The organism is Pseudomonas rhizosphaerae (assembly GCF_000761155.1).
GTDB lineage: Bacteria > Pseudomonadota > Gammaproteobacteria > Pseudomonadales > Pseudomonadaceae > Aquipseudomonas > Aquipseudomonas rhizosphaerae.
Map to the genome: position 1 here is coordinate 979,988 of NZ_CP009533.1, position 22,501 is coordinate 1,002,488.

General features: G+C 61.3%; 21 protein-coding genes and 1 tRNA gene. 7 read left to right on the forward strand and 15 right to left on the reverse strand.

Features of this window, described 5'->3' with window-relative positions:
• The first annotated feature begins 287 nt into the window (after nucleotides 1–287).
• A complete protein-coding gene (locus LT40_RS04480) occupies nucleotides 288–1,001 on the forward strand; it encodes a GntR family transcriptional regulator (RefSeq protein WP_052393241.1) in 714 nt (237 codons plus the stop codon).
• Between the two features lie 19 nt (nucleotides 1,002–1,020).
• Nucleotides 1,021–1,755 (forward strand): aspartate/glutamate racemase family protein, encoded by a 735-nt coding sequence (locus tag LT40_RS04485; protein ID WP_043187011.1) that lies wholly within the window; start codon nucleotides 1,021–1,023, stop codon nucleotides 1,753–1,755.
• 57 nt (nucleotides 1,756–1,812) lie between these two features.
• Here the strand turns inward: LT40_RS04485 and LT40_RS04490 are convergent, their stop codons facing one another.
• The 5 genes from LT40_RS04490 to LT40_RS04510 form a co-directional block, all read right to left on the reverse strand.
• Nucleotides 1,813–2,778: an alpha/beta hydrolase gene (locus LT40_RS04490; protein WP_043187013.1), complete on the reverse strand. Its 966-nt coding sequence runs from the start codon at nucleotides 2,776–2,778 to the stop codon at nucleotides 1,813–1,815.
• A 49-nt stretch (nucleotides 2,779–2,827) separates the two neighbouring features.
• A complete protein-coding gene (locus LT40_RS04495) occupies nucleotides 2,828–3,850 on the reverse strand; it encodes a transketolase family protein (protein ID WP_043187015.1) in 1,023 nt (340 codons plus the stop codon).
• Nucleotides 3,847–4,695 (reverse strand): transketolase, encoded by an 849-nt coding sequence (locus LT40_RS04500; RefSeq protein ID WP_043187017.1) that lies wholly within the window; start codon nucleotides 4,693–4,695, stop codon nucleotides 3,847–3,849. Before LT40_RS04500 ends, LT40_RS04495 begins: the two co-directional genes overlap by 4 nt.
• A gap of 18 nt (nucleotides 4,696–4,713) precedes the next feature.
• A complete protein-coding gene (locus tag LT40_RS04505) occupies nucleotides 4,714–6,015 on the reverse strand; it encodes an MFS transporter (RefSeq protein ID WP_043187019.1) in 1,302 nt (433 codons plus the stop codon).
• A 100-nt stretch (nucleotides 6,016–6,115) separates the two neighbouring features.
• Entirely contained in the window at nucleotides 6,116–6,865 is a 750-nt protein-coding gene (locus LT40_RS04510) for an SDR family NAD(P)-dependent oxidoreductase (protein ID WP_043187022.1), read from the reverse strand.
• Between the two features lie 190 nt (nucleotides 6,866–7,055).
• On the opposite strand from LT40_RS04510, the gene LT40_RS04515 reads away from it, so the two are divergent.
• Nucleotides 7,056–7,973 (forward strand): LysR substrate-binding domain-containing protein, encoded by a 918-nt coding sequence (locus LT40_RS04515; RefSeq protein ID WP_043187026.1) that lies wholly within the window; start codon nucleotides 7,056–7,058, stop codon nucleotides 7,971–7,973.
• Between the two features lie 230 nt (nucleotides 7,974–8,203).
• Here the strand turns inward: LT40_RS04515 and leuS are convergent, their stop codons facing one another.
• The 4 genes from leuS to LT40_RS04535 all read right to left on the reverse strand — a co-directional run bounded on the left by leuS (nucleotide 8,204) and on the right by LT40_RS04535 (nucleotide 12,577).
• The gene (gene leuS / locus LT40_RS04520; RefSeq protein WP_043187028.1) at nucleotides 8,204–10,798 is read right to left on the reverse strand and encodes a leucine--tRNA ligase; all 2,595 of its coding nucleotides are present in this window, start codon (nucleotides 10,796–10,798) and stop codon (nucleotides 8,204–8,206) included.
• Between the two features lie 615 nt (nucleotides 10,799–11,413).
• Nucleotides 11,414–11,487: transfer RNA gene (locus LT40_RS04525), tRNA-Gly, on the reverse strand.
• 165 nt (nucleotides 11,488–11,652) lie between these two features.
• On the reverse strand, nucleotides 11,653–12,345 hold the full coding sequence (locus tag LT40_RS04530; protein WP_043187031.1) for a pseudouridine synthase: 693 nt from the start codon (nucleotides 12,343–12,345) through the stop codon (nucleotides 11,653–11,655).
• Between the two features lie 7 nt (nucleotides 12,346–12,352).
• Nucleotides 12,353–12,577 (reverse strand): cysteine-rich CWC family protein, encoded by a 225-nt coding sequence (locus LT40_RS04535; RefSeq protein WP_043187032.1) that lies wholly within the window; start codon nucleotides 12,575–12,577, stop codon nucleotides 12,353–12,355.
• A gap of 216 nt (nucleotides 12,578–12,793) precedes the next feature.
• On the opposite strand from LT40_RS04535, the gene LT40_RS21070 reads away from it, so the two are divergent.
• Nucleotides 12,794–13,183, forward strand: coding sequence for a hypothetical protein (locus tag LT40_RS21070; protein WP_084139713.1), 390 nt, complete (start codon nucleotides 12,794–12,796; stop codon nucleotides 13,181–13,183).
• Nucleotides 13,184–13,237: 54 nt separating this feature from the next.
• Here LT40_RS21070 and LT40_RS04540 read toward each other — a convergent pair whose 3' ends face one another.
• Nucleotides 13,238–14,350 (reverse strand): enoyl-CoA hydratase/isomerase family protein, encoded by a 1,113-nt coding sequence (locus LT40_RS04540; RefSeq protein ID WP_043187034.1) that lies wholly within the window; start codon nucleotides 14,348–14,350, stop codon nucleotides 13,238–13,240.
• A 176-nt stretch (nucleotides 14,351–14,526) separates the two neighbouring features.
• Here LT40_RS04540 and ung point away from each other — a divergent pair, with 176 nt between their 5' ends.
• Nucleotides 14,527–15,213, forward strand: coding sequence for a uracil-DNA glycosylase (gene ung / locus LT40_RS04545; protein WP_043187036.1), 687 nt, complete (start codon nucleotides 14,527–14,529; stop codon nucleotides 15,211–15,213).
• Here the strand turns inward: ung and LT40_RS04550 are convergent.
• The 4 genes from LT40_RS04550 to LT40_RS04565 form a co-directional block, all read right to left on the reverse strand.
• A complete protein-coding gene (locus LT40_RS04550; protein ID WP_043193296.1) occupies nucleotides 15,210–16,247 on the reverse strand; it encodes an AbrB family transcriptional regulator in 1,038 nt (345 codons plus the stop codon). The genes ung and LT40_RS04550 overlap by 4 nt on opposite strands.
• Nucleotides 16,240–17,754 (reverse strand): tripartite tricarboxylate transporter permease, encoded by a 1,515-nt coding sequence (locus tag LT40_RS04555; protein WP_043187038.1) that lies wholly within the window; start codon nucleotides 17,752–17,754, stop codon nucleotides 16,240–16,242. The genes LT40_RS04550 and LT40_RS04555 overlap by 8 nt, the downstream gene beginning before the upstream one ends.
• Before the next feature lies 1 nt (nucleotide 17,755).
• On the reverse strand, nucleotides 17,756–18,214 hold the full coding sequence (locus LT40_RS04560) for a tripartite tricarboxylate transporter TctB family protein (RefSeq protein WP_043193299.1): 459 nt from the start codon (nucleotides 18,212–18,214) through the stop codon (nucleotides 17,756–17,758).
• A gap of 153 nt (nucleotides 18,215–18,367) precedes the next feature.
• Nucleotides 18,368–19,351 (reverse strand): Bug family tripartite tricarboxylate transporter substrate binding protein, encoded by a 984-nt coding sequence (locus tag LT40_RS04565; RefSeq protein WP_043187040.1) that lies wholly within the window; start codon nucleotides 19,349–19,351, stop codon nucleotides 18,368–18,370.
• A 281-nt stretch (nucleotides 19,352–19,632) separates the two neighbouring features.
• Here LT40_RS04565 and LT40_RS04570 point away from each other — a divergent pair, with 281 nt between their 5' ends.
• A complete protein-coding gene (locus tag LT40_RS04570; protein ID WP_043187043.1) occupies nucleotides 19,633–20,304 on the forward strand; it encodes a response regulator in 672 nt (223 codons plus the stop codon).
• Nucleotides 20,297–21,679 (forward strand): sensor histidine kinase, encoded by a 1,383-nt coding sequence (locus tag LT40_RS04575; RefSeq protein ID WP_043187044.1) that lies wholly within the window; start codon nucleotides 20,297–20,299, stop codon nucleotides 21,677–21,679. The genes LT40_RS04570 and LT40_RS04575 overlap by 8 nt, the downstream gene beginning before the upstream one ends.
• Here LT40_RS04575 and LT40_RS04580 read toward each other — a convergent pair.
• Nucleotides 21,676–22,488 (reverse strand): HDOD domain-containing protein, encoded by an 813-nt coding sequence (locus tag LT40_RS04580; protein ID WP_043187046.1) that lies wholly within the window; start codon nucleotides 22,486–22,488, stop codon nucleotides 21,676–21,678. The genes LT40_RS04575 and LT40_RS04580 overlap by 4 nt on opposite strands.
• Nucleotides 22,489–22,501 lie beyond the last annotated feature (13 nt).

Sequence of the window (22,501 nt, forward strand, 5' to 3'; positions counted from 1 at the left end):
GCCGTTCCGGGCATTGCATACGGAGATCGGCAGGGTTGTATACGATCTGCCGAGCAGGATGCGTGCCAGAGAGTATCGAGGCCTTAGGCAACGGGGTGTGTAGCCATAATCTGGCCGGTGCAAGACTGTCCGCAAGACTATGTGAGCGCCTCTTTTAGCGCATCTAAACGCTGCCGAGACCCGTGTTGGTGCAGCGGCAATGCTTCCCATACGTTGCAAGACGAGCGTTGGCCAAGGCCGGCCTCTTTGTATACGATTGTCCCCGTGTGATCCCAGGAACCGATTCCGTGAACTCTCGTCTTTTTCTTGCCAACAGCGTTGATGGTGCGACTGCGACCAGCCGCGACGAGCACATTTATCAGGAGATTCTCGACGCTATCGTCGAGCGTCGCTTGCAGCCCGGCGTGCGCCTTCCTGAAGATGCCTTGGCCGAGGTGTTCAACGTCAGCCGCACGGGCATTCGCAAGGCCTTGCAGCGGTTGGCGCTGGAACGGCTGGTCACCTTGCGTGCGAACCGCGGCGCGGAAGTGGCGCACCCCAGTGCCAAGGAGGCCCAGGACGTGTTCGCCGCTCGGCAACTGATCGAGCCTGCGCTGATGCCGACCGTGGTCGCCCATGCCACGGCCGAGCATTTCAAGCAACTGCGCGAGCTGGCCGAACAGGAGCAGCAGGCGCAACGCCAAGGCAGGCACAGCCATGCCATTCAGCTGTCGGCGCGCTTTCACGTGCAGCTCTCGGTGGCCGCCGACAACCAGGTGCTCAGTGAGCAGATCGCCCAGTTGACTACCCGCTCTTCATTGATCATCGCGGTGTACGGCTCGCGCCACAGCGTCGGCTGCGATTGCGGCGAGCATGGCGAGTTGATCGAACTGCTGGAACGCGGGGAGGGCGCCCAGGCGTCGAACTGGATGGCCCGGCATCTGGCGAGCATTCGCGCCAGCCTTCAGCTGGACGCCAAGCCCATGGCCGAACCCGACTTCAAATCTATCTTCAAGCGCTAATGCAGCCGTCGAGTCCCGTATGAAAGTTCAGGTCATCAACCCCAACACCAGCCAGTCCATGACCGCCAGCATCGGCCGCGCAGCGCGTGCCGCCGCCGGCCCCGACACGCAGGTCATCGCCTGTTGCCCAGACGATGGCCCGGAATCTATCGAAGGCCACTTCGATGAAGCCATCGCCGCCGTGGGTGTGCTGGAAGAAGTGCGCAAGGGCGTAGCCGCCGGTTACGACGCGCACATCATCGCCTGCTTCGGCGACCCCGGCCTGCTGGCCGCCCGCGAGCTGGCACGCGGCCCGGTGATCGGCATCGCCGAAGCCGCCTTCCATGTCGCCAGCCTGCTGTGCACCCGCTTCGCCGTGGTCACCACGCTCACCCGCACACGCATCATCGCCGAGCACCTGCTGCGCAACTACGGCATGGCCGAGCATTGCACCTCGGTACGCTGCGTCGACATCGCCGTGCTGGAACTTGAAACCCTGGGCGACGATGCATTGGTCGAGCGCATTGCCGAACAGGCCCTGCAAGCCCGTGACCACGAAGGCGCCGGCGCCATCGTGCTGGGATGCGGCGGTATGGCGGACCTGCCAGCGCGGGTCAGCGAACGCGTCGGCCTGCCCGTGATCGATGGCGTGGCCGCAGCGGTGAAGCTGGCGCAAGTGTTGGTGGAAATGGGATTGGGGACGAGCAAGCACGGGGATCTGGCGTATCCGCTGGCGAAGCGGTTCAGTGGACGGTTTGGGCATTTTGGGGGGTGAGGCGGTTTGCCCGAAGCGGAATCAGTGAGAACACGCACACAGAAGATTCGCGTCTAGTCACGCTTCAGTTGCCACTGCAACGTGCAACATCTTCTCAAGTGCTGTTCTCACGTCGTTTTTGCTTTGCTCGGTCACGGCCCCCGGGTACTGATCGAACATATGAGGCACGCCTGGGTAGACGTGCATCTCCACCGGAACGCCGGATCGTGACAATTTCACACCGAATTCCACGTTTTCTTCCAAAAACAGATCCAGCGCGCCAACACCGATGAAGCTCGGTGGAAGGCCCTCGAGATGGGGCGCGAGCGAAGGAGACAATAAATACGCTCGTTCATCATTGGCCTCGTATCCCCCTTGCATGCACTGCCAACAGAAATGGTTCGCCGCTCGCGACCAACTCAGCCTGCCTGTCGTCAGGTTATTCATGGTCGATGAGGCAGATCCCGTTCGATGATCGAGCATGGGGTAAATCATCACCAGACCTGCAGCCTTGCGTTGCTCCCTGTCTCTTGCCAACAGCGCCAGAGCGGCAGCGAGCCCGCCCCCGGCGCTGTGGCCCATGATGACTATTCTATGTTCGTCTATGCCTTGGGAAGCCGAGTTGAGACGCATCCAGGTCAGTGCCCTGTAGCAATCCTCGAGGGGCGCCGGGAAAGGATGTTCCGGCGCCAGGCGATAGTCGACTGCAACCACGACGACCTTTAGATCGTCGGCAAGGCCGGCCAGATAGCCGTCCGCCATCTCCGGACAACCCAGAACGAAGCCACCCCCGTGGATATACAGAATCGCCGGCAATGGTGGGTTTTGGGTCGGTCTGGATCTTGGTCGATGAATGCACAAGCGCACCGGTGGACAGGCACCATCACCCTCGGTCCATTGTTGCTGGCCGTGAGTCGTGTCGGCTGAGGGATAGTCGTTGTGGATGTGATCCCGGATGCTTGCAAGGGTTTCTCGAGTCCACAGCCTGGTGGGCTCGGTCAGGAACAATTCATAGGACGGATCAAGGAGCCTATCGGTGTACATCAGGCTGTTCCTTCTCGGCATCGGGGGCACGCAGCCCCCGGGGAACGATTCAAAGCCAGCCCTTGATCTGGGCGCATACGGCCTGGGTTGAAATGCCGTAACGATCGTGCAGCGTAGGCAGAGCACCAGCGTCGAGAAAGGCGTCGGGCAATGCAATTTGCCGGAATGCAGGCGTGACACCGTTTCGCAGCAGCACAGTCGCCACTGCTTCACCCAGACCACCAATGATCGAATGGTTCTCTGCCGCCACGACCAGCCTGCCTGGCTTTCGAGCTTCCGCCAGAATGGTTTGCTCGTCCAGTGGCTTGATGGTGGGCACGTGAAGTACAGCCACATCGATGCCATCGGCTTGAAGTGCCTTGGCGGCCTCCAAGGCCCGCATGGTCATCAAGCCGGTCGAGATGATCAGCACGTCATTGCCTGTGCGCAGGGTCTTGGCTTTTCCAATCTCGAAGGTGTAGCCATATTCGTCCAGTACCAGCGGAACGTTGCCGCGCAGCAGACGCATGTACACCGGCCCGTTGTGAGCGGCGATGGCGGGAACGGCCTGCTCGATTTCGAGCGCATCGCAGGGGTCGACAATCATCAGATTCGGCATCGCGCGGAAGATGGCCAAATCATCGGTGGCTTGGTGGCTGGGCCCATAGCCGGTCGTCAACCCCGGCAACCCGCAGACGATCTTTACGTTGAGATTTTCTTCGGCGATGGCCATGCAGATGAAATCATAGGCACGGCGCGAGGCGAACACTGCATAGGTAGTGGCAAAGGGAACGAAGCCTTCGCGGGCCATGCCTGCAGCGGCACTCATCAGCAGCTGTTCAGCCATGCCCATCTGGTAGAACCGGTCGGGATGCGCCTGGGCGAAGATATGCAGATCGGTGTATTTGGCCAGGTCGGCGGAAAGTCCGACGATATCCTGCCGCTCTGCAGCCAGGGCCGCCAGTGCATGGCCAAAAGGCGCCGATCGGGTTGCCTGGCCTTCAGAAGCAATCGACGCAATCATTGCAGAGGTCGTGAGTTTCTTCTTGGCGGCCGCTGGAGCCTGGGCTGCGTCGTTCTTCAAGTCGTTCATACGGTGTCCCCTTCTTCGAGGTGGTTCAAGGCCAGGTTCCACTCATGCTCGTCCACGCGAATGAAATGGGCCTTCTCCCGGGTTTCAAGAAACGGCACGCCTCTGCCCATTTTGGTATCGCAGATGATCACTCGCGGCTGCGTTCCGCCATGACTGCGCGCGGCATCGAAAGCCTCGACCAGCGCGTCCAGATCATTGCCATCCACGCGCTGCGTGAACCAGCCAAACGCCTGCCAACGGTCAACGATGGGTTCGAAGGCCAGCACCTCGCTGGAGCGGCCATCCGCTTGTTGATTGTTGACGTCCACGATGGCGATCAGATTGTCGAGCTTCCAGTGAGAAGCAGACATCACCGCTTCCCAGGTCGACCCTTCGTTCAACTCACCGTCGGACAGCAGATTGTAGACGAACGAGTCGGAACCTTTGCGCTTGAGCCCCAGGCACGCACCAACAGCAATGCCCAGGCCCTGGCCCAGCGAGCCGCCGGTGATTTCCATCCCCGGGGTGTAGGTTGCCATCCCGGACATCGGCAGGCGGCTGTCATCGGAACCGTAAGTTTCGAGCTCGTCCAGCGGGACGATTTCCGCTTCGATCAGTGCCGCATACAGCGCAATGGCGTAGTGGCCAATGGAGAGATAGAAGCGGTCACGCTGTTCCCATTCGGGGTCATGGGGCTTGTAATTCAGCGCGTGAAAGTAGGCCACAGCGAGCAAGTCAGCAGCTCCCAGCGCCTGACCGACGTAGCCTTGGCCTTGAACCTGGCCCATGCGCAGCGCATGACGGCGAATATTGAGGGCACGTTGTGCCAGTGATGTTTCTGAAACAGCGGGCGAAATAGCAGTCATTCCAAGTACTCCGTGGACTCAACGATTGACCGAAGCGGCGGGGATTCGCAGTACCAGGCAGGCACCGATGCACAGCACGCCGGTGATGAGGTACATCCCTATCGCGCTCGATCCGGTCGTAGTGGTAATCCAGCCAATCAAGTAGGGCGAGCAGAAGCCGGCGAGGTTGGCGAAGCTGTTGATGCCGGCGATCCCCGCAGCGGCTGAGACCCCGCCCAGCAGTGTGGTCGGTAGCATCCAGAACAAGGAAGAGGCAGACAGAACGCCTGCAGCCGCCAGGCAGAGGCTCAGGACAGAGAAGACCAGGTTGGCGCCGAAGATGGCTGCCAACGTAAGACCCAAGGCCCCGGCGATCATGGGTGCAATCAGGTGCCACCGACGTTCGCGGTGCTTGTCGCCACTTCGGCCCATCAGCAACATGGCCACGATGGCGCACATGTAAGGCAGGCTGGTGACCAGGCCAATGTGTAGCGGGTCGGAAACCCCGGCGTTGCGAATCAAGGTCGGTAGCCAGAAGGTGATCGCGTATTGACCCATCACGACACAGAAGTAGATGCAGGCGAGCATCCACAGGCGACGATCGCGCAGGAAGTCGCGGACCGAACCGTGAGTGACCTTACGGCTGTTGTCTTCCGCCAATTCCTTGGTCACCAGCTCCTTTTCTTCATCGGTAAGCCAGGTGGCCTGGTGTACACCATCCTTCAGATACGCCAGTACGAAGAAGCCAACGATCACCGTAGGTATCGCTTCAATGACGAACATCCACTGCCAGCCGGCCCATCCGTGAAAGCCTGCGAATTTGGCCATGATCAAGCCGGAAAGGGGTCCGCCGATCATTCCGGAAAGTGGAATCGCGATGAACCAGAGCACGGTCATCTTGGCTCGGCGATACGAGGGGAACCAGTAGGTCAGGTAGAGCAGCAACCCCGGCGCCAGGCCGGCTTCGGCGATGCCCAGCAGGAAGCGCAGCACATAGAACTGCCAGGCCGTTTCGACGAAGGCGAACAGGGCGGAGATAATGCCCCACGAGATCATGATGCGGGCGATCCATCGACGCGCCCCCACTTTGTGAAGAATCAGATTGCTGGGCACTTCGCAGAGAAAATAGCCAAGAAAGAACATGCCGGCACCGAGGCCGTACACAGTTTCACTCAGTGACAAGTCACTCATCATTTGCAGTTTGGCGAAGCCCACATTGACGCGATCCAGATAGGCACACAGATAACAGAGCATCAAGAAAGGCATCAGCCGCCAGGCAGTTTTGCGATAAGCATTCGAGCGCACGGTCGAAACCGCTTCGAGCGTCATGGAAGTCATCATGATTGTCCGATCTCTTGTTTTTATAGACGGCCAGGCGCTGTGGCCTGGCATGCCATCGATCTAGAACACCACGGGTCACTGGCGACCCGGTTACCGGCCCTCAGTGGATCAGCATGCCGCCATTGACATCCAGCGTGATGCCAGTGAGGTATGAAGACAGATCGCTGGCCAGAAACAGCGCAGCGTTGGCGACATCCTGAGCCGCGCCCAGGCGACCCAGCGGAATGCCGTCGATGATCGCGTGGCGACGCTCGTCTTGCATCAAGCCTCCCGTGATATCGGTATGAATCAGGCCGGGAGCGATGGAGTTGACACGGATATTGTCCGGACCGAATTCCCTGGCCATCGCTTTGCCAAGGCCCAATACGCCCGCCTTGGCGGCGCTGTAGTGCGGGCCACCGAATATGCCGCCGCCACGTTGAGCCGATACTGAAGACATGCACACGATGCTGCCGGAAGCTTGGCTCTTCATGACCGGAATGACGGCTTGGGACATGAGCAAAGTGCCACGCAGGCTGACATCCAGCACCTTGTCGTAGTCCGAAGGGCGGATATCGAGGGTCTTGATCGGCTGGGTAATGCCTGCGTTGTTGACCAGAATGTCTATTCGCCCGAACTGCGCGATGACCTTGTCCACGGCCTGCTTGACCTGGTGTTCATCCGCGACGTTGGCGGCCAGACCCAGATGGCCTTCACCCAACGCCGAAGCGGCGTCGCGCGCGGCGGATTCATCGAGATCCACAATGACGACATGGGCACCCTGCTGGGCGAACGTGATGGCCGTGGCCCGGCCAATTCCGCGCTCAGATGCAGCACCCGTGATGATTGCGACTTTGCCTTGAAGAAGCATGGGGGAGTTCCTGTGATTGTTTTTATGATTCGATTCGGGAATCGATGACTCAGGGTGTTCCGCCAACGCATTGGCAGCAATATGGCAAACCTCACTGCTGGCTGAGAAAAATTCACCTCTCGTCAGCAGGCCCGCGGAATGCTTGAATGAGACTCGCCCATAACATCTCAACAATAAGAGCCGAGTACTTATGCGCCTCCACGACAGTGCGCCCCGGGACCTGCCACCGCTGAGGGCCATTCAAGCCTTCGAGCAAACGGCCCGCTTTGGCAATCTCGCCAGAGCCGCCGAAGTATTGAATCTGACACCCTCAGCCGTGAGCCATCAGTTGGCGAATCTGGAAGCGATGATTGGCCGCCAGCTGTTCGTGCGCGCAGCCCGTGGCGTCACCCTCACCCCGGTGGGCGAGCAGTACCTGAAGGATATTTCCGGCTTGTTGCACAGCCTTGAAGTGGCAACCGAAAGAGCCGCCAGTGACGTGAGTCTCGACTGCCTGCGACTGCACTCGTCGCCAAGCTTCGGCCTGCTTTGGCTGATGCCGCGCCTGGAAGCATTCCGCGTGAGTCATCCCGATATCCAGATCAACCTGTCGTGTTCCTACGAGTCACTACACTTTAGCCGGGACAAGATCGACGTCGACATACGCCATGGCCTGCCCAACTGGCCCAGCTACGAAGTGCGAACGGTGCGCAACGAAGCCTTTGCGGTGCTGGCCTCCCCGCAGTTATTGGCAAAACGTCCAGTCGCCAGCGCCAGTGACTTGTTGAACAAGGAACTGATCCTTTCCGAAGCGACGCTGCTCCAATGGCCTGAATGGTTCGCCCAGCACGGCCTCGCCCGCCCCGAACATCCCTATGCGTTGAGCTTCGATCGCTCCTACATGACATTGGAAGCTGCCAGCCACGGCCTTGGGTTCGCACTGGAAAGCACGCTGCTGGCACAGAAATACCTGGCATCGGGCGCACTCGTGGAAGTGGCTCCTGAAGCGCTCAGCGCTGCGGTTGCTGCTCACCACTTGGTGTTTCCCAAAGCCCACTCGTCCTTTCCCAGGGTCAGACGGTTTCTGACGTGGATGGAGGGGGAGATGGGGCATCGGTTTGTATTTTGAGACTTTGTTTGTGAGTGGCCCATTTTGCTTGGGCTCATCTTCTTGGCTTGGAGATACATTTTTAATTCCCGACTCACCCACGTGTGAGCGAGGGTCGAAGCGCTGACCGGCTCGACCGGCGCAGAGCAGTTCCACAGATCTGCTTTGCTACCCGACTTAGGGCTGAACGATAAAACCGGCATTCCGCGAGAAATGCCGGTTTTCTTGTTTCCAGCGGATCAGCTAAATAGTCAGACGATGAAGTTCACCAACCGGTTAGGTACTACGATCATCCTTCCAGCCCCTTCCAGATGTTTGCTTAACACCGCATGGGACAGCGCCTGGCCGCGTATCGTGTCATGGTCGGCGTCGGCCTGGACCAGAATTTCCCCACGCAGCTTGCCATTGACCTGCACCATCATCTTCACTTCGTCCCGCTTCAGGGCGTCGCTATCCGGGGTCGGCCATGCACTGTCGTAGATTGCGCCGGCGAACCCCAATGCCTCCCAGAGCACCTGGGAGACGTGCGGCGTGACAGGGTGCAGAACCTGCAAGAGAATGGACATGCTTTCCCGACACGTTTGACGACCGGCATTGCGAGCCCCCTCCAGCACCTTGAGCATCTTCATCGCACCCGAGACTACGGTGTTGTACTGCAGCCGCTCATAATCGTTATTGATTTGCTGCAGCAAGCTATGGGTCATAAAGCGCACGCGCCTGGCTTCTGCGGCATCTACCGCTTGGTCGTCACCTTTGCCCCAGTGTGCCTGGTCGTCGACGGCAAAACTCCAGAGGCGACGCAGAAACCGATAAGCCCCTTCAACACCGCTATCGCTCCAGATCGTGCTCTGATCAGGAGGGCCGGCGAAGATTGTGAATAATCGAGCAGTGTCCGCACCAAACTTGTTGATGATGTCTTTGGGCTCGACCACGTTGTTCTTCGATTTGGACATCTTCTCCACGCCACCCAAGGTGACGGGCAAGCCGTCTTCAAGCGCTGTCGCACTAATCGGGCGGCTTTTTTCGTCGTAGTGAACCGATACTTCCGAGGGGTAGAACCATCGTCGGCTACCGTCCTCGGCTTTGCGGTAGTAACTTTCCCGCAACAGCATGCCTTGGGTGAACAGATTCTTGAACGGTTCACTGAAGTCCACCAATCCCTCGTCGCGCATTGCTCTACTCCAGAACCTGGCGTAGAGCAAATGCAACACGGCATGTTCAATGCCGCCAATGTATTGGTCGACGGGCATCCAGTATCGATTGCCGGGCCCTACCATCGAGGTGTGGCAGTCGGGATCGCAGTAGCGCATGAAATACCAGCTTGAATCAACGAAGGTATCCATGGTGTCCGTTTCCCGAAGCGCGGGTGCGGCACAACGAGGACAAGCGGCGTGGCGAAACGCTTCATGCTGCAGCAACGGATTGCCACTTCCGTCGGGAATGCAATCGGTCGGCAATACCACCGGCAGATCCGCGTAAGGTACCGGTACATCGCCACAGTGTTCACAATGAATAATCGGGATCGGGGTTCCCCAATAACGCTGCCGGGAGATTCCCCAGTCACGCAGGCGCCACGTGGTGGCTTGCTCGCCGCACCCGCGTTCGGCCAGGGCATCAACGATTGCCTGGGACGCTTGCTCCACCGCGAGACCGTCGTAGGCTCCCGAATTGATCAGGTGACCTTCCCGGCTGCTGTAGCGATCCGACCAGACGGCAGGGTCATAGGGCAACCCCTCAAACGCGATGACAGGCTGCACAGGCAACCCGTACTGACGGGCAAAATCGAAGTCGCGCTCGTCATGGGCCGGAACCCCCATCAAAGCGCCTTCCCCATATTCGCTAACTACATAGTTGGTAATCCACACGGCGATCGGTTCGCCGGTCAACGGATGCTCAACGTGCAATCCACTCGGGATACCGAGCTTCGCTTGCGCGCCGGCGGCCGGGCTGCCCTGCACCGCCTGTCGATACTCCTGCACCTGCGGTTCAAGCCCAGGATCTAGCTCTATGGCACGCCTGGTCAGCGGATGTTCGAGGGAAACGGCGCAAAACGTCACCCCCATCAGCGTATCGACGCGGGTGGTGAACACCCATAGCTTACCCTCGTCGATCAACTGCCCGCTCGCGTCTTCGATAGTATGGACAAACGCCAGGCGGACCCCGCTAGCCTTGCCAATCCAGTTGCGCTGCATGCTACGGACCATGTCCGGCCAACCCTCCAGGGTATCGATGGCCGACAGCAGCTCCTCGCCATACTGGGTGATACGCAGGTAGTAACCGGGAATCTCGCGCTTCTCGACGAGCGCCCCGGATCGCCAGCCGCGACCATCTACCACTTGCTCATTGGCCAATACGGTTTGATCAACGGGATCCCAGTTGACGATCTGAGTTTTTTTGTAGGCCACGCCTTTTTCCAGCAACTTCAAGAAAAACCACTGGTTCCACTTGTAGTACTTGGGATCGCACGTGGCAATTTCCCGTGACCAGTCAAATGCCAGCCCGAGCGGCTGCATCTGCGACTTCATGTCAGCAATGTTCATCCGCGTCCACTGTGCGGGAGACACGCCCGACTGCATTGCAGCGTTTTCTGCTGGCAAACCGAACGCATCCCAACCCATCGGCATCAGGACGTTGTAGCCCTTCATCCGTAAGTGGCGGGCCAACATGTCATTGATCGTGTAGTTGCGCACATGCCCCATGTGTAACTTCCCAGAAGGATAGGGCAGCATGGAACAGGCATAGAACTTTGGTCGGCTTTCGTCTTCGACAGCCTTGAATACATTGTCGCGAAGCCATCTGGCCTGCGCCGTACTTTCAACCCATGCTGGATCATACTGCGACCGCATAAAATTTCCTCTTTTATGAAGGATCCAGCCTCCGATAACAGCCCCTAACCAATAGGATAGTCCTGGGAGTGCCCTTTTTTTGGCACCAGGAATATCCGTGGGTAGGTGATCACCGGCATCCCGCCCTGCTCGTGACCAATCAACTTGATAGTAACGATCCCTTGGCCAGGCCGCGAGCGCGACTCACGTTTGGAAACAACCTCGCTCTCGGCGTAAAGTGGATGCCGACATAGATAGGGTTCGACAGACTTATTTCATCCCACCCTAGATTGGCAATCGCCCGCGCACTCATGGTTGCTACCGTCATGCACTCATGCGTCCTTAGAAGACTGTTCTTTGCACGGGGGAGAGCGAATACCTGCCGGTCTGTAGCTTCCGTTGAGTCTGGTTGGTGGCGGCTGCGTGAAAGGGGTCAGGTGGAAATTATTGCGCGCACGGCTTCGTGGGAGGGTATGGGGCTGCGGGCGGAGAATTCGGTTTCGTTCATAAAAAAATTTCCAGTCTGGCGGGGTGTGCCGTTGCTGCCGTGTGTGCCAGGAGGGAATAAGCGATAGTTGAGCGTGCGGAGATTTAGTGCGGAAGTTTTGATTAAAATCAGTTTTTCTTTGGGAAAACTGGAGCGGGTAGAGGGAATCGAACCCTCAACTAAAGCTTGGGAAGCTTTCGTTTTGCCACTAAACTATACCCGCATGACGCGTTGTTTCCGTGCCGCCGGCCGTTCATTGCGAACTCGATTGCCAGCTTGGCCACCTCGGTGCGATGCGTCTTTCGACACCTGCTCCGGGCGGCTGACTTTGTACCAGAAGCGCCCTGCAATTTGAAGCGCTAATTTTCGTTTCTGTCCTCGATTCCACTCAAACCATACCGATTTCCTCTGCGCTCAGGCTGCGGTATTGGCCGGGTTGCAGGCTTTCGTCCAGCACCAGCTCGCCCATGCGTTCGCGGTGCAGTCTGACCACCTTGTTCTGGAAGTGCCCGAACATCCGCTTCACCTGGTGGTAACGCCCTTCGACGATGCTCAGGCGCGCCTGGCGCGGGCCGAGGATGTCGAGGTGGGCGGGCAGGGTGGTGAGGTCTTCGAAGGCGAAGTAGATGCCTTGCGCGAAGGTCTCGACGTAATGGGGTTCGATGACCTGCTCGGTTTCAACCCGGTAGACCTTGGGCAATTTGGTGGTTGGTTGAGTGAGGCGGCGTGACCATTGCCCGTCGTTGGTGAGGATCATCAGCCCGGTGGTGTTGAAGTCCAGTCGACCGGCCATGTGCAGCTGATCTTTGTCCGGCACTTCGATCAGGTCGAGGACGGTGCGGTGCTGCGGGTCCTGGGTGGCGCTGACGCAGCCGGGTGGTTTGTGCAGCATCAGGTAGCGGGCGGGATGGCCAGCCTGCAGCAATTCCTCGTCGAGGCGGACTTCGCTGAATTCGGTGACGGCGTGCAGCGGGTCGCGTACCACGCGACCGTCGACCTGGATGCGCCCTGCGATCAGGGCAAGGCGCACCTGTTTTCGGTTGAAACGTTCGAGATTGGAAAGAAATCGGTCCAGGCGCATGGCGGCGTTACGCCCTCGATGCGGACAGTTGCTCACTCACTTGAGCGCAGCGGGGGCACAGGCAGGCGGCGTTGCGCAGGTGCTCGGGCAAGGCCTGCAGCACAGCGGGGTCGATGCTCACCGAATAGCACCAGCAGGGCTGGGCGGCGGTCTTTGCATCGGCCAGGGTGCAGTCGTTGCGGCTTCCGCAGGCTGGGCAGAGGTGGCTGGCGAGTGAAGCGGGGGTGGTCATGGGAAATCCATGTAAAGGTGGATGGCCGTATTCTACGGCAGGCTGCAGTACGGCGGTGGATGATGTCGGCGGCACCCTTGAATGACGCTTTGTATCAATTTATTGCCGGGTGAAATGCAGTATCTTTCCCGCTGTCTGAGTTATGCCCAGAACCATCGTTCTGAGTACCGACCAGTCGTGCTGGTTCGATCCCTCTCGCGGTCCAGGAGGCCGCTTATGTCCCTTAGAGCTCTTTTGATCGTGGTATTGGCCTTGTCGACAAGTGCCTGTGTGCCCTATGGAGGGGGAGGTTACTACCGCACCCAAGTCTATTCCGTGGACAGCTCGCCACGAGGGGGCTACTACCCTTACAGCCAGCCCTACAGCAGCGGTTACTACGTTACGCCTGCGCCGCGGTACTACGAAGGACCGCGTTACTTCTCGGCACCACGTTATTACGCGGTGCCCCAGCCGCGTTACTACGGCCCACCACCGCCGCATTTCCGGCCGGGGCGCGGTCCCGATCCGCGTTGGCGCGATGGGCCCGAACGCCACTACGGTCAGGGCTGGAACCGGGGCCGTGGCTCCGACCATGGCCCGGGCCGAGGCCGTGGCGGTCGGCACTAGCCTGCAACGGCGCCCTCAGGGGCGCCGTTTTTCGTTCTCCCAGTCAAACCGGGTTCAGTAGTCACACAGGTCCGCGAGCGGGTGACGTCCCTCCCACGCCTTGCCGAAATGCGCCTCTACCACTGCTTGCGGTACATGGTCGACGTCGGGCCAGTGCCAATGCGGCTGGTTGTCCTTGTCGATCAGGCGCGCACGCACGCCTTCGCTGAATTCAGGGTGGCGGCAGCAGTTCAGGCTCATGCTGTATTCCATCTGGAACACCTGGGCCAGCGACAAGTGCCGGGCGCGGGCCAGTTGTGCCCAGATCAAATGGGCGGTCAACGGGCAACCCTTGGCCAGATTGCCGGCGGCCTTGGCCAGCAAGAGGTCGTCGTGGCGCTGCCATTGCACCAGCGCGTGCCAGGCAGCGGGTGCGTCGCTGACATCCAGTTGCGCGTCGATGGCCGTGCGGCGGGGTAGCCATTGCGCGGCGGGCACCGTGTCGCGGGCATCGTGCTCAAGGGCCTTGAGCAGGCTGTTCAACTGCATCGGTGTCTGTTCCTGCCAATTGAGTTGCAGCAGGCCGTCTAGCAAGTCTTCGTATTGATCATCGCGCAGGCAGCGGTCGGCCAGGTCCAGATCCAGGGCATCGCGCGCGTTGATCTGCGCGCCGGTCAGGCCGAGGAACAAGCCGAGCTTGCCGGGCATGCGCGACAGGAAGCCGCTGGCGCCAACGTCCGGATACAGGCCGATGGTGATCTCGGGCATGGCCAGGCGGCTGCTGGGTGTGACGATGCGGATGCTCGAGGCCTGCAGCAGGCCCATGCCGCCGCCCAGTACGTAGCCATGGCCCCAGCAGATCACCGGCTTGGGGTAGGTGTGCAGGCGGTAGTCGAAGCGGTATTCGGCAGCAAAGAAGCGTGCGGCCAGGTCAGGGACTTCACCGGGGTGGGCGCGACAGGCCTGGACCAGGCTGCGCACATCGCCCCCGGCGCAGAAGGCCTTTTCGCCCTCACCGCGCAGTACGACGCACACCACGCGGTCGTCCTGCGCCCATGCGTCGAATTTTCCTGCGAGCGCTTCGAGCATCGGCAAGGTCAGAGCATTGAGGGTTTTCTCCGCATTCAGGGAGACGATGCCGATACGCGCGCCATTGCCGGCGCTGAGTTCTTCGAAATTCAAATCCATCCTGACCTCGCTTAAAAAGGGGCGGTAGCCGTGGAACGATGACCGCGAATGGCTGATGCAGGGTTGCAGTGCGTGATCCCGTCTGGATTTGACTTTCCGGGTCGGCTTTCCTACCGTCCGCGCACTGATTTCCGGTGCCTGTTTATTGCGGGTGCCTATTCATTTCTGGTGACTAAATGACCGCAGAAGACCGCATCAAACTCGAGCCTAGCTGGAAAGCTGCACTGCGTGAGGAATTCGACAAGCCCTACATGGCGCAGTTGCGCGAATTCCTGCGTGAAGAACATGCGCAGGGCAAAGAGATCTATCCGCCCGGGCCAATGATTTTCAACGCACTGAACACCACGCCGCTGGATCAGGTGAAAGTCGTCATCCTCGGTCAGGATCCCTATCACGGTCCGGGCCAGGCCCACGGCCTGTGCTTTTCGGTACAGCCGGGCATCCCTACGCCGCCGTCGCTGGTGAACATCTACAAGGAGCTCAAGCGCGACCTGAACATCGACATTCCCAACCATGGCTATCTGCAGAGCTGGGCGGAGCAGGGCGTGTTGCTGCTCAACACCACCATGACCGTGGAGAGGGCGAATGCGGCCTCACACGCCAAGAAAGGCTGGCAGCCGTTCACCGACCGCATCATCGAAGTGGTCAGCGAGCAACAGTCCAGCGTGGTGTTCATGCTGTGGGGCGCCCATGCGCAAAGCAAGCAGAAGCTGATCGACACCAGTAAGCACCTGGTGCTGACGTCCGTACACCCGTCGCCGTTGTCGGCGCACAAAGGCTTCATCGGCAACGGCCATTTCAGCCGCGCCAACAAGTTTCTCGAACAGAACGGCAAGACGGCCATCGACTGGCGCCTGCCCTAGGACAGCGGTCGGCGCTTCTGCCACTGGCGAAACAACGGCTCGGCCAGAAACAGCACGAACAACAGGCGCATCACCTGCATCGCCGTCACCAACGGGACCGACAGCTGCAACACCTCGGCGGTCAGGCTCATCTCGGCGATGCCGCCGGGCATCATGCCCAGGGTCAGCGAGCGCAGGTCCAGTTGGGTCAAAGCGCTCAAGCCCAGCGCGCAGCCGGCGGCGATGGCCATGGTCAATGCAGTGCTGACCAGCGTGCGGGCGAGGAACGACGGCGCCCGCCGGAAGAACGCCCGATTGAAGTGACAGCCCAGGCCACTGCCGATCAGCCACTGGCCGATCTGGCTGCCGCCGTCGGGCAGGCCGATGTGCAAGTCGAAACTCACGCTGATGACCGCACTGACCAGCAGCGGGCCGAACAGCCAGGGGTTGGGTTGGTCGAGGCGTTGCCAGATCCAGGCGGCAAGGCCCGCCAGCGGGAAGATCAGCGCGAGCCACGCCCAGTCGACGCCGCCTTCATGACTGATGGGCGTGCCTTCGCCGAGCAGGAACTTGAACAGCGCCGGCACGCACAGCACCACCGCCAGTACCCGCAGGCTCTGCCCGGCGGCGACGCGGCTGAGGTCGGCACCGTTGCGTGCGCCCAGGTTGACCATCTCGCCGGAGCCGCCCGGCATGCTTGAAAAGAAAGCCGTGGGCCGGTCTTCACCGGTGCGCAGCATCAGCCACACGCCCACGGCACTGGAGACGCTGGTGATCAGCGCCCCAAAAAAAATCAGGCCGAAATGGCCTGCGACTTGCTCCATCACCACGGGTGTGAAGTGCAGGCCAATCCCTATGCCGACGATCCATTGGCCGAGCTTGCGGCCGTTGGGTATTTCCGCCAGTTGCCAGGGTGTCAGGCAGCGCACCAGGATGATCGCCAGCAACGAGCCGATCATCCAGGGCAGTGGCCAGCCGATCAGGCTGGCGAGGTAACCGCCAGCCAGACCGACGAAGGGTGTACCCCACCAGTTATGCAGGAACCGATCAAACATCGGCAGCGGCACGACGCAGGGCGGCACGCTTGCGCCAGATACGAACCACGGGCAACAGCAGCATCAGAACGGTCAGTACCCACACACCGGCGGTGATCGGGCTGCCCCAGAGAATCTGCAACTCACCGTTGGAGATCGACAGCGCACGACGCAGGTTCTGCTCCATCAGGCCACCCAGGATGAACCCGAGCAGGACCGGCGACAGCGGGAAATCCAGCTTGCGCAGGATGTAGCCGAAGATGCCGATACCGATCATCAGGAACAGGTCGAAGGTGGTCGCGTGGACTGCGTACACGCCGATCCCGGTGATGATGGCGATCACCGGCACCAGTGCCCAGTTCGGCACGGCGAGGATCTTGGTGAAGATGCGGATCATCGGGATGTTCAGGATCACCAGCATGATGTTGGCGATGAACAGCGAAGCGATCAGGCCCCAGACGATGTCCGGCTGCTGTTGGAACAGCAGTGGGCCGGGGGTGATGTTGTACAGCGACAGGGCGCCGATCATCACCGCGGTGGTGCCCGAACCTGGTACGCCCAGGGTCAGCATCGGTACCAATGCGCCGCAGGCGGTGGCGCCGATGGCGGTTTCCGGTGCGGCCAGGCCGCGCTTGTCACCTTGGCCGAACTTGCCGCTGGCACCGGCCAGGCGCTTCTCGGTGGTGTAGGCCACGGCACTGGCCAGGGTCGCGCCGGCGCCGGGCAGTACGCCCATGATGAAGCCCAGCACGCCGCAGCGAATGTTCACCCAGAACACCGAGGCGGCCTCCTTGAGGTTGAACATCATGCGTCCGGTGGCGGTGACGGCCACGCTGCCGTGGTGAGTCTTTTCCAGCAGCAGGAGGATTTCGCTGATCGAGAACAGGCCCAGCACCAGCACGACGAACTGAATGCCGTCGGCCAGGTGGATGTTGTCGCCGGTGAATCGGTACACGCCACTGTTGGCGTCGATGCCGACGCTGGACAGGAACAGGCCGATCAATGCCGCGATGAAGGTCTTCAGCGGTCGGTCGCCGGCCATGCCGCCCAGGCAGACGATGGCGAACACCATCAGCACGAAGTACTCCGCCGGGCCAAAGGCGATTGCCCATTTGGCCAGGATCGGGGCGAACATGACCATGCCGCAGGTGGCGATGAACGCGCCGATGAACGAGCTCCAGGCCGACAGCGACAAGGCCACGCCGGCCAGGCCCTGACGGGCCATCGGGTAGCCGTCCAGGGTGGTCATCACGGTCGAGGCTTCGCCGGGGATGTTGAGCAGGATCGAACTGATGCGGCCGCCGTATTCGCAGCCCAGGTACACCGCCGCCAGCAGGATCAGTGCCGATTCGGGCGGCAGGCCCAGGGCGAAGGCGATCGGGATGAGCAGTGCCACGCCGTTGATCGGCCCCAGGCCCGGCAACAGGCCGACCACGGTGCCGATCAAGGTGCCCGACAGGGCGGTGATCAGGTTGTAGGGGGTCAGTGCAACGCCGAAGCCCTGACCCAGGTAGCCAAGAGTATCCATGTCAGTTCTCCAGAACGCTGAGCAGGCCCAGGGGCAGCGGCACGTCCATGACTTTATCGAAGAGCACGTACAGGCCGATGCTCATCAAGGTGATGATGATCACGCTGGGCACTGCGCGGCCGCCATACAGCAAGGCCATCGGGATGCCGATCAGCACGCTGCTGAGAATGAAGCCCAAAGGCTCGAACAGCCCGGCGAACACCAGCAGCAAGCCGATGCAGATGGCGATCTTCTTCAGGGTCGGACGGTCCAGCGGCGGTTCTTCCTCGCTGTGCACGATCGGGGTGGGGCGAAACACCAGGTACAGCAAGGCCAGGCTCATAAGGCCCAGCATCAACAGCGGGTAGGCGCGCGGGCCGACCGGTTCATAGGAAAAAGGCGCTTGGTAGGGCCAGGCCATTATCGCCAGGCCGGCACAGACAAGCAGCAACAGCAGGGCGAAGAGCCGTTGAACGATCATGATCATGGTCATGTTCCTTCGTGAAGAGTGAAGGTGGTGGGGGCAGGGCTGAAGCTTTCGCGGGCAGAGCCCCGCTCCCACAAGGGTTCAGAATGTGCAGACCTGTGGGAGCGGGGCTCTGCCCGCGAATGGCTTCACACGTACCCAGCCCGATTACTGAACCAGCCCGAATTCCTTGGCCAGGGTCTTGTACTCGGCCACCTGTTTCTTCACGTAGGTGTCCAGTTCCTGCCCGGTCATGGCGAACGGGAACAGCTCGCGCTGGTCACGCAGCTTGGCGAACTCTTCGGACGCCAGCAGTTTGTCGAACGCCGCTTTCCACCAGTCGTATTCCGCGTCGGTCACCTTCGGCCCGAGGTAGAAGCCGCGCACCACCGGCCAGACGATGTCGTAGCCCTGTTCCTTGGCGGTCGGGATGTCCTTCATTTCCGGCTCGTCCAGGCGCTTGTCGGCGAATACCGCCAGCAGGCGCATGTCGCCGCTGAGGATGTGCGGCATGGAGTCGGAGATGTCGGTGCTGCCTACCTGGATGTGGCCGCCAAGCAAGGCCGTGGCGATTTCGCCGCCACCTTCCAGGGCCACGTAACGCAGGTCGCGCGGGTTGATCCCGGCGGCCTTGGCGATCAAGGCGGTCTGCATCCAGTCCTGGCTGCCGACGGTGCCGCCGGAACCGATCACGACCTTGCTCGGGTCGGCCTTCAGCGCTTTGACCAGGTCGTCCAGGGTCTTGTAGGGCGAATCGCTCTTGACCGCGATGGCGCCATAGCTGGTGCCCACTGCCGCCAGCCAACGTACCGCGTTTTCGTCGAAGCGGCCGAACTTGCCCTGGGCCAGGTTGAGCAGCGAGCCGCTGGACCAGGCCACGAGGGTCCCGGCATCGGCTGGGCGCTGGGCGACCACGGCGTTGTAGGCCACGGCGCCGACGCCCCCTGGCATGTAGGTCACGCGCATGGGCTTGGACAGCAGCTTCTCGTTGACCAGCGCGCTTTGAGCGAGTTTGCAGGTCAGGTCGAAACCACCACCAGGCGAGGCGGGGGCGATGCATTCGGGACGTTTGGGTTCTTCCTGGGCGAGCAGCGGGGCACTGATGAACAGGCAGCTGACAGCCAGGGCTAGCGGACGCATGGCGCGGATCATGGGCATTTCTCCATTGTTGTTCTTGTTATCGAAAACGTATCGTGACGTTTGCGTGGCAGGGTTTCTTTGAACCCGCCTTGCTGAAACTTTATGTTGCGAACCTTTCGCCAAGCTTTCAGTGGCCGGCAATCTGCCAAGAGCGCTTCACAGGCGGGCGCGGCCCTGTAAACTCGGGCACATAAAGCGGTTGATGACTTGCATTCGCCCGCCTTGGCGGCAGCGAACACCGTACTACGGCGACATCATCCCGACCTAGAAAAGATTGGCCGTGAGGAATACCGATGCGTGTCCTGCTTGTAGAAGATCACCTGCAGTTGGCCGAAAGTGTCGCCCAGGCGCTGAAGGCCACCGGCTTGACCGTCGATGTGCTGCACGACGGCGTGGCGGCGGACCTGGCCCTGGCCAGCGAGGAATACGCCGCCGCCATTCTCGACGTCGGCCTGCCCAGGCTCGACGGCTTCGAGGTGCTGGCTCGCCTGCGCGCGCGAGGCAAGAACCTGCCGGTACTGATGCTCACCGCCCGCAGCGACGTCAAGGACCGCGTCCATGGCCTGAACCTGGGCGCCGATGACTATCTGGCCAAACCGTTCGAGCTCACCGAGCTTGAGGCCCGGGTCAAGGCCCTGCTGCGGCGCACCGTGATGGGGGGAGAGCGGCAGCAACGCTGCGGTCCGCTGGCCTACGACCTGGACACGCGCCGCTTCACCCTGGGCAAGGACCTGCTGACCCTGACTTCCCGTGAACAGGCGGTACTCGAAGCGCTGATCGCGCGGCCGGGGCGGGTGATGAGCAAGGAGCAATTGGCAGCCCAGGTGTTCGGCCTGGACGAGGAAGCCAGCGCCGACGCCATCGAGATCTACGTGCACCGCCTGCGCAAGAAGCTCGACAAGCAGCCGATCGCCATCGTCACCTTCCGCGGCCTGGGCTACCTGTTGGAAAGCCGCGATGCGTGACGTCAGCAGCCTGCGTTGGCGGCTGCTGTGGAACCTCGCCATGCTGATGGTCTTCCTCATGCTGGCCAGCGGCATGAGCGCCTACTGGAACGGGCGCGAGGCGGCCGACACGGCCTATGACCGGACGCTGCTGGCCTCGGCCCGGACCATCGCCGCCGGGCTGTCCCAGCGCGACGGCACGCTCAGCGCGGACGTGCCCTACGTGGCACTGGACACCTTCGCCTACGACAGTGCCGGGCGTATCTACTACCAGGTCAACGACATCGACCACAAACTGATCTCCGGCTACGAAAACCTGCCGGCACCGCCCAAGGGCACACCGCGCACGGACGATTATCCAGCGCTGGCCACTTTCTACAGCGGTCGCTACCTGGGGCAGGACGTGCGTGTGGTGAGCCTGCTCAAGGCCGTCAGCGAGCCGAACATGATCGGCATGGCAGAGATTCGCGTGGCCGAAACCGAAGAAGCACGGGTGTCCATGGCCCGCAGCCTGATGGCCGACACCTTGTTGCGTCTGGGCATGTTGGGCATCGGCGCGTTGCTGCTGGTGTGGATCACCGTCAGCGCGGCGCTGCGGCCACTGGAACGGCTGCGCGACGAAGTCGAGGAACGTCAGCCCGATGACCTGCGCCCCCTGCCGCTGGTGGAGGTGCAGCGCGAGCTGTGGCCGCTGGTGCAGGCGCTCAACCATTTCACCGAACGTCTGCGGGTCCAGTTCGAGCGCCAGGCGCAGTTCATCGCCGATGCCGCCCACGAGTTGCGTACGCCGTTGGCGGCGCTCAAGGCGCGTGTTGAGCTGGGTCTGCGGGCCGAACAACCGGAGGTCTGGCGGACCACGCTGCAGCAGGCGGTGCAGGGCACCGACAAGCTCACCCACCTGGCCAATCAATTGCTGTCCCTGGCCAGGGTCGAGAACGGCGCACGGGCCATCGCCGAAGGCGGCGCCCAGCGCCTCGACCTGAGCCAGCTGGCCCGGGAACTGGGCATGGCCATGGCGCCGCTGGCCCATGGCCGCGGCGTGGCCCTGGCGCTGGAGGCCGACGAACCGGTCTGGCTGCGCGGCGAGCCAACCTTGCTCAACGAGTTGCTCAGCAACCTGGTGGACAACGCCCTGGCGCACACCCCGGCCGGCGGCAACGTCATTCTGCGCGTGCAAGCCCCCGGTATCCTCGAAGTCGAGGACGACGGGCCGGGCATTCCAGCCGATGAGCGCGACCGTGTGTTCGAGCGCTTCTATCGGCGCAACATGCAAAGCGCCGGAACCGGACTGGGCCTGGCGATCGTCGGCGAAATCTGTCGCGCACACATGGCGCGGATCAGCCTGCACGACGGCGCCAGGGGCGGTTTGAAGGTGCGGGTCGACTTCGCCCTCTAGCTCAGCATTTTCTGCGCATGCAGCAGGTCACTGGCCAGCAGCACCGGGCTCTGCTTGATCTCCAGGCGTTGATACGCAGGGAGCTCGATCAGGGTCGGCAGCCCCGAATTGTTCGGCAGGCGCAGCAGGGTGGCGATCATCACCAGATCGCCATAATCGGTTTCCGCATTGTTGCGGTTCAGGTCCATGAACTGTCCGGGCACCTGCGCCAGCATCGCCGGGAAGTCCCATTTGCGCAGAATCTGGTCGCCTATGCGCGGGTGTATGTGTTCGATCACATGGGTGAGGCAGACCGGGTCCGAGAGCAACTCGTTGTGTTCCTGGGCATAGATCAGGATGGGCAGCACGCCGATCTGGTGCACCAGGCCGGCGAGGGCGGCCCGGTCGGGCTTGAGCGAGGTGAAGCGGCGGGCCAGTTCGGTGCACATGCCGGCCACTTCCAGGCTGGTTCGCCAGGCCTCGCGCATGCGGCTCTGCACGGCCGGCGCGCGGGCATGGAAAATCTGCTCGATGACCAGGCCGATGGCCAGGTTGCTGCTGTAGTTCACACCCAACCGGTTGATTGCCGTGCGCACGTCCGTGACTTCGAAACTGGCCCGCAGCAGCGGGCTATTGACCACCTTGAGCAGGCGCGCCGACAGCGCCGCGTCCTGGGCGATGACCTGGCTGAGACGATTGACGCTGACATTGTCGTCCTCGGCCGCTTCGCGGATCTTCAGGGCCACTTCCGGCATGGTCGGCAAGACCAGGTCGTCACGGTCGATGGCGGCCAGCAAATCGCTTTGTACGGTATCTGCCAGCTGGTTCATTCGGGGCCTCGGC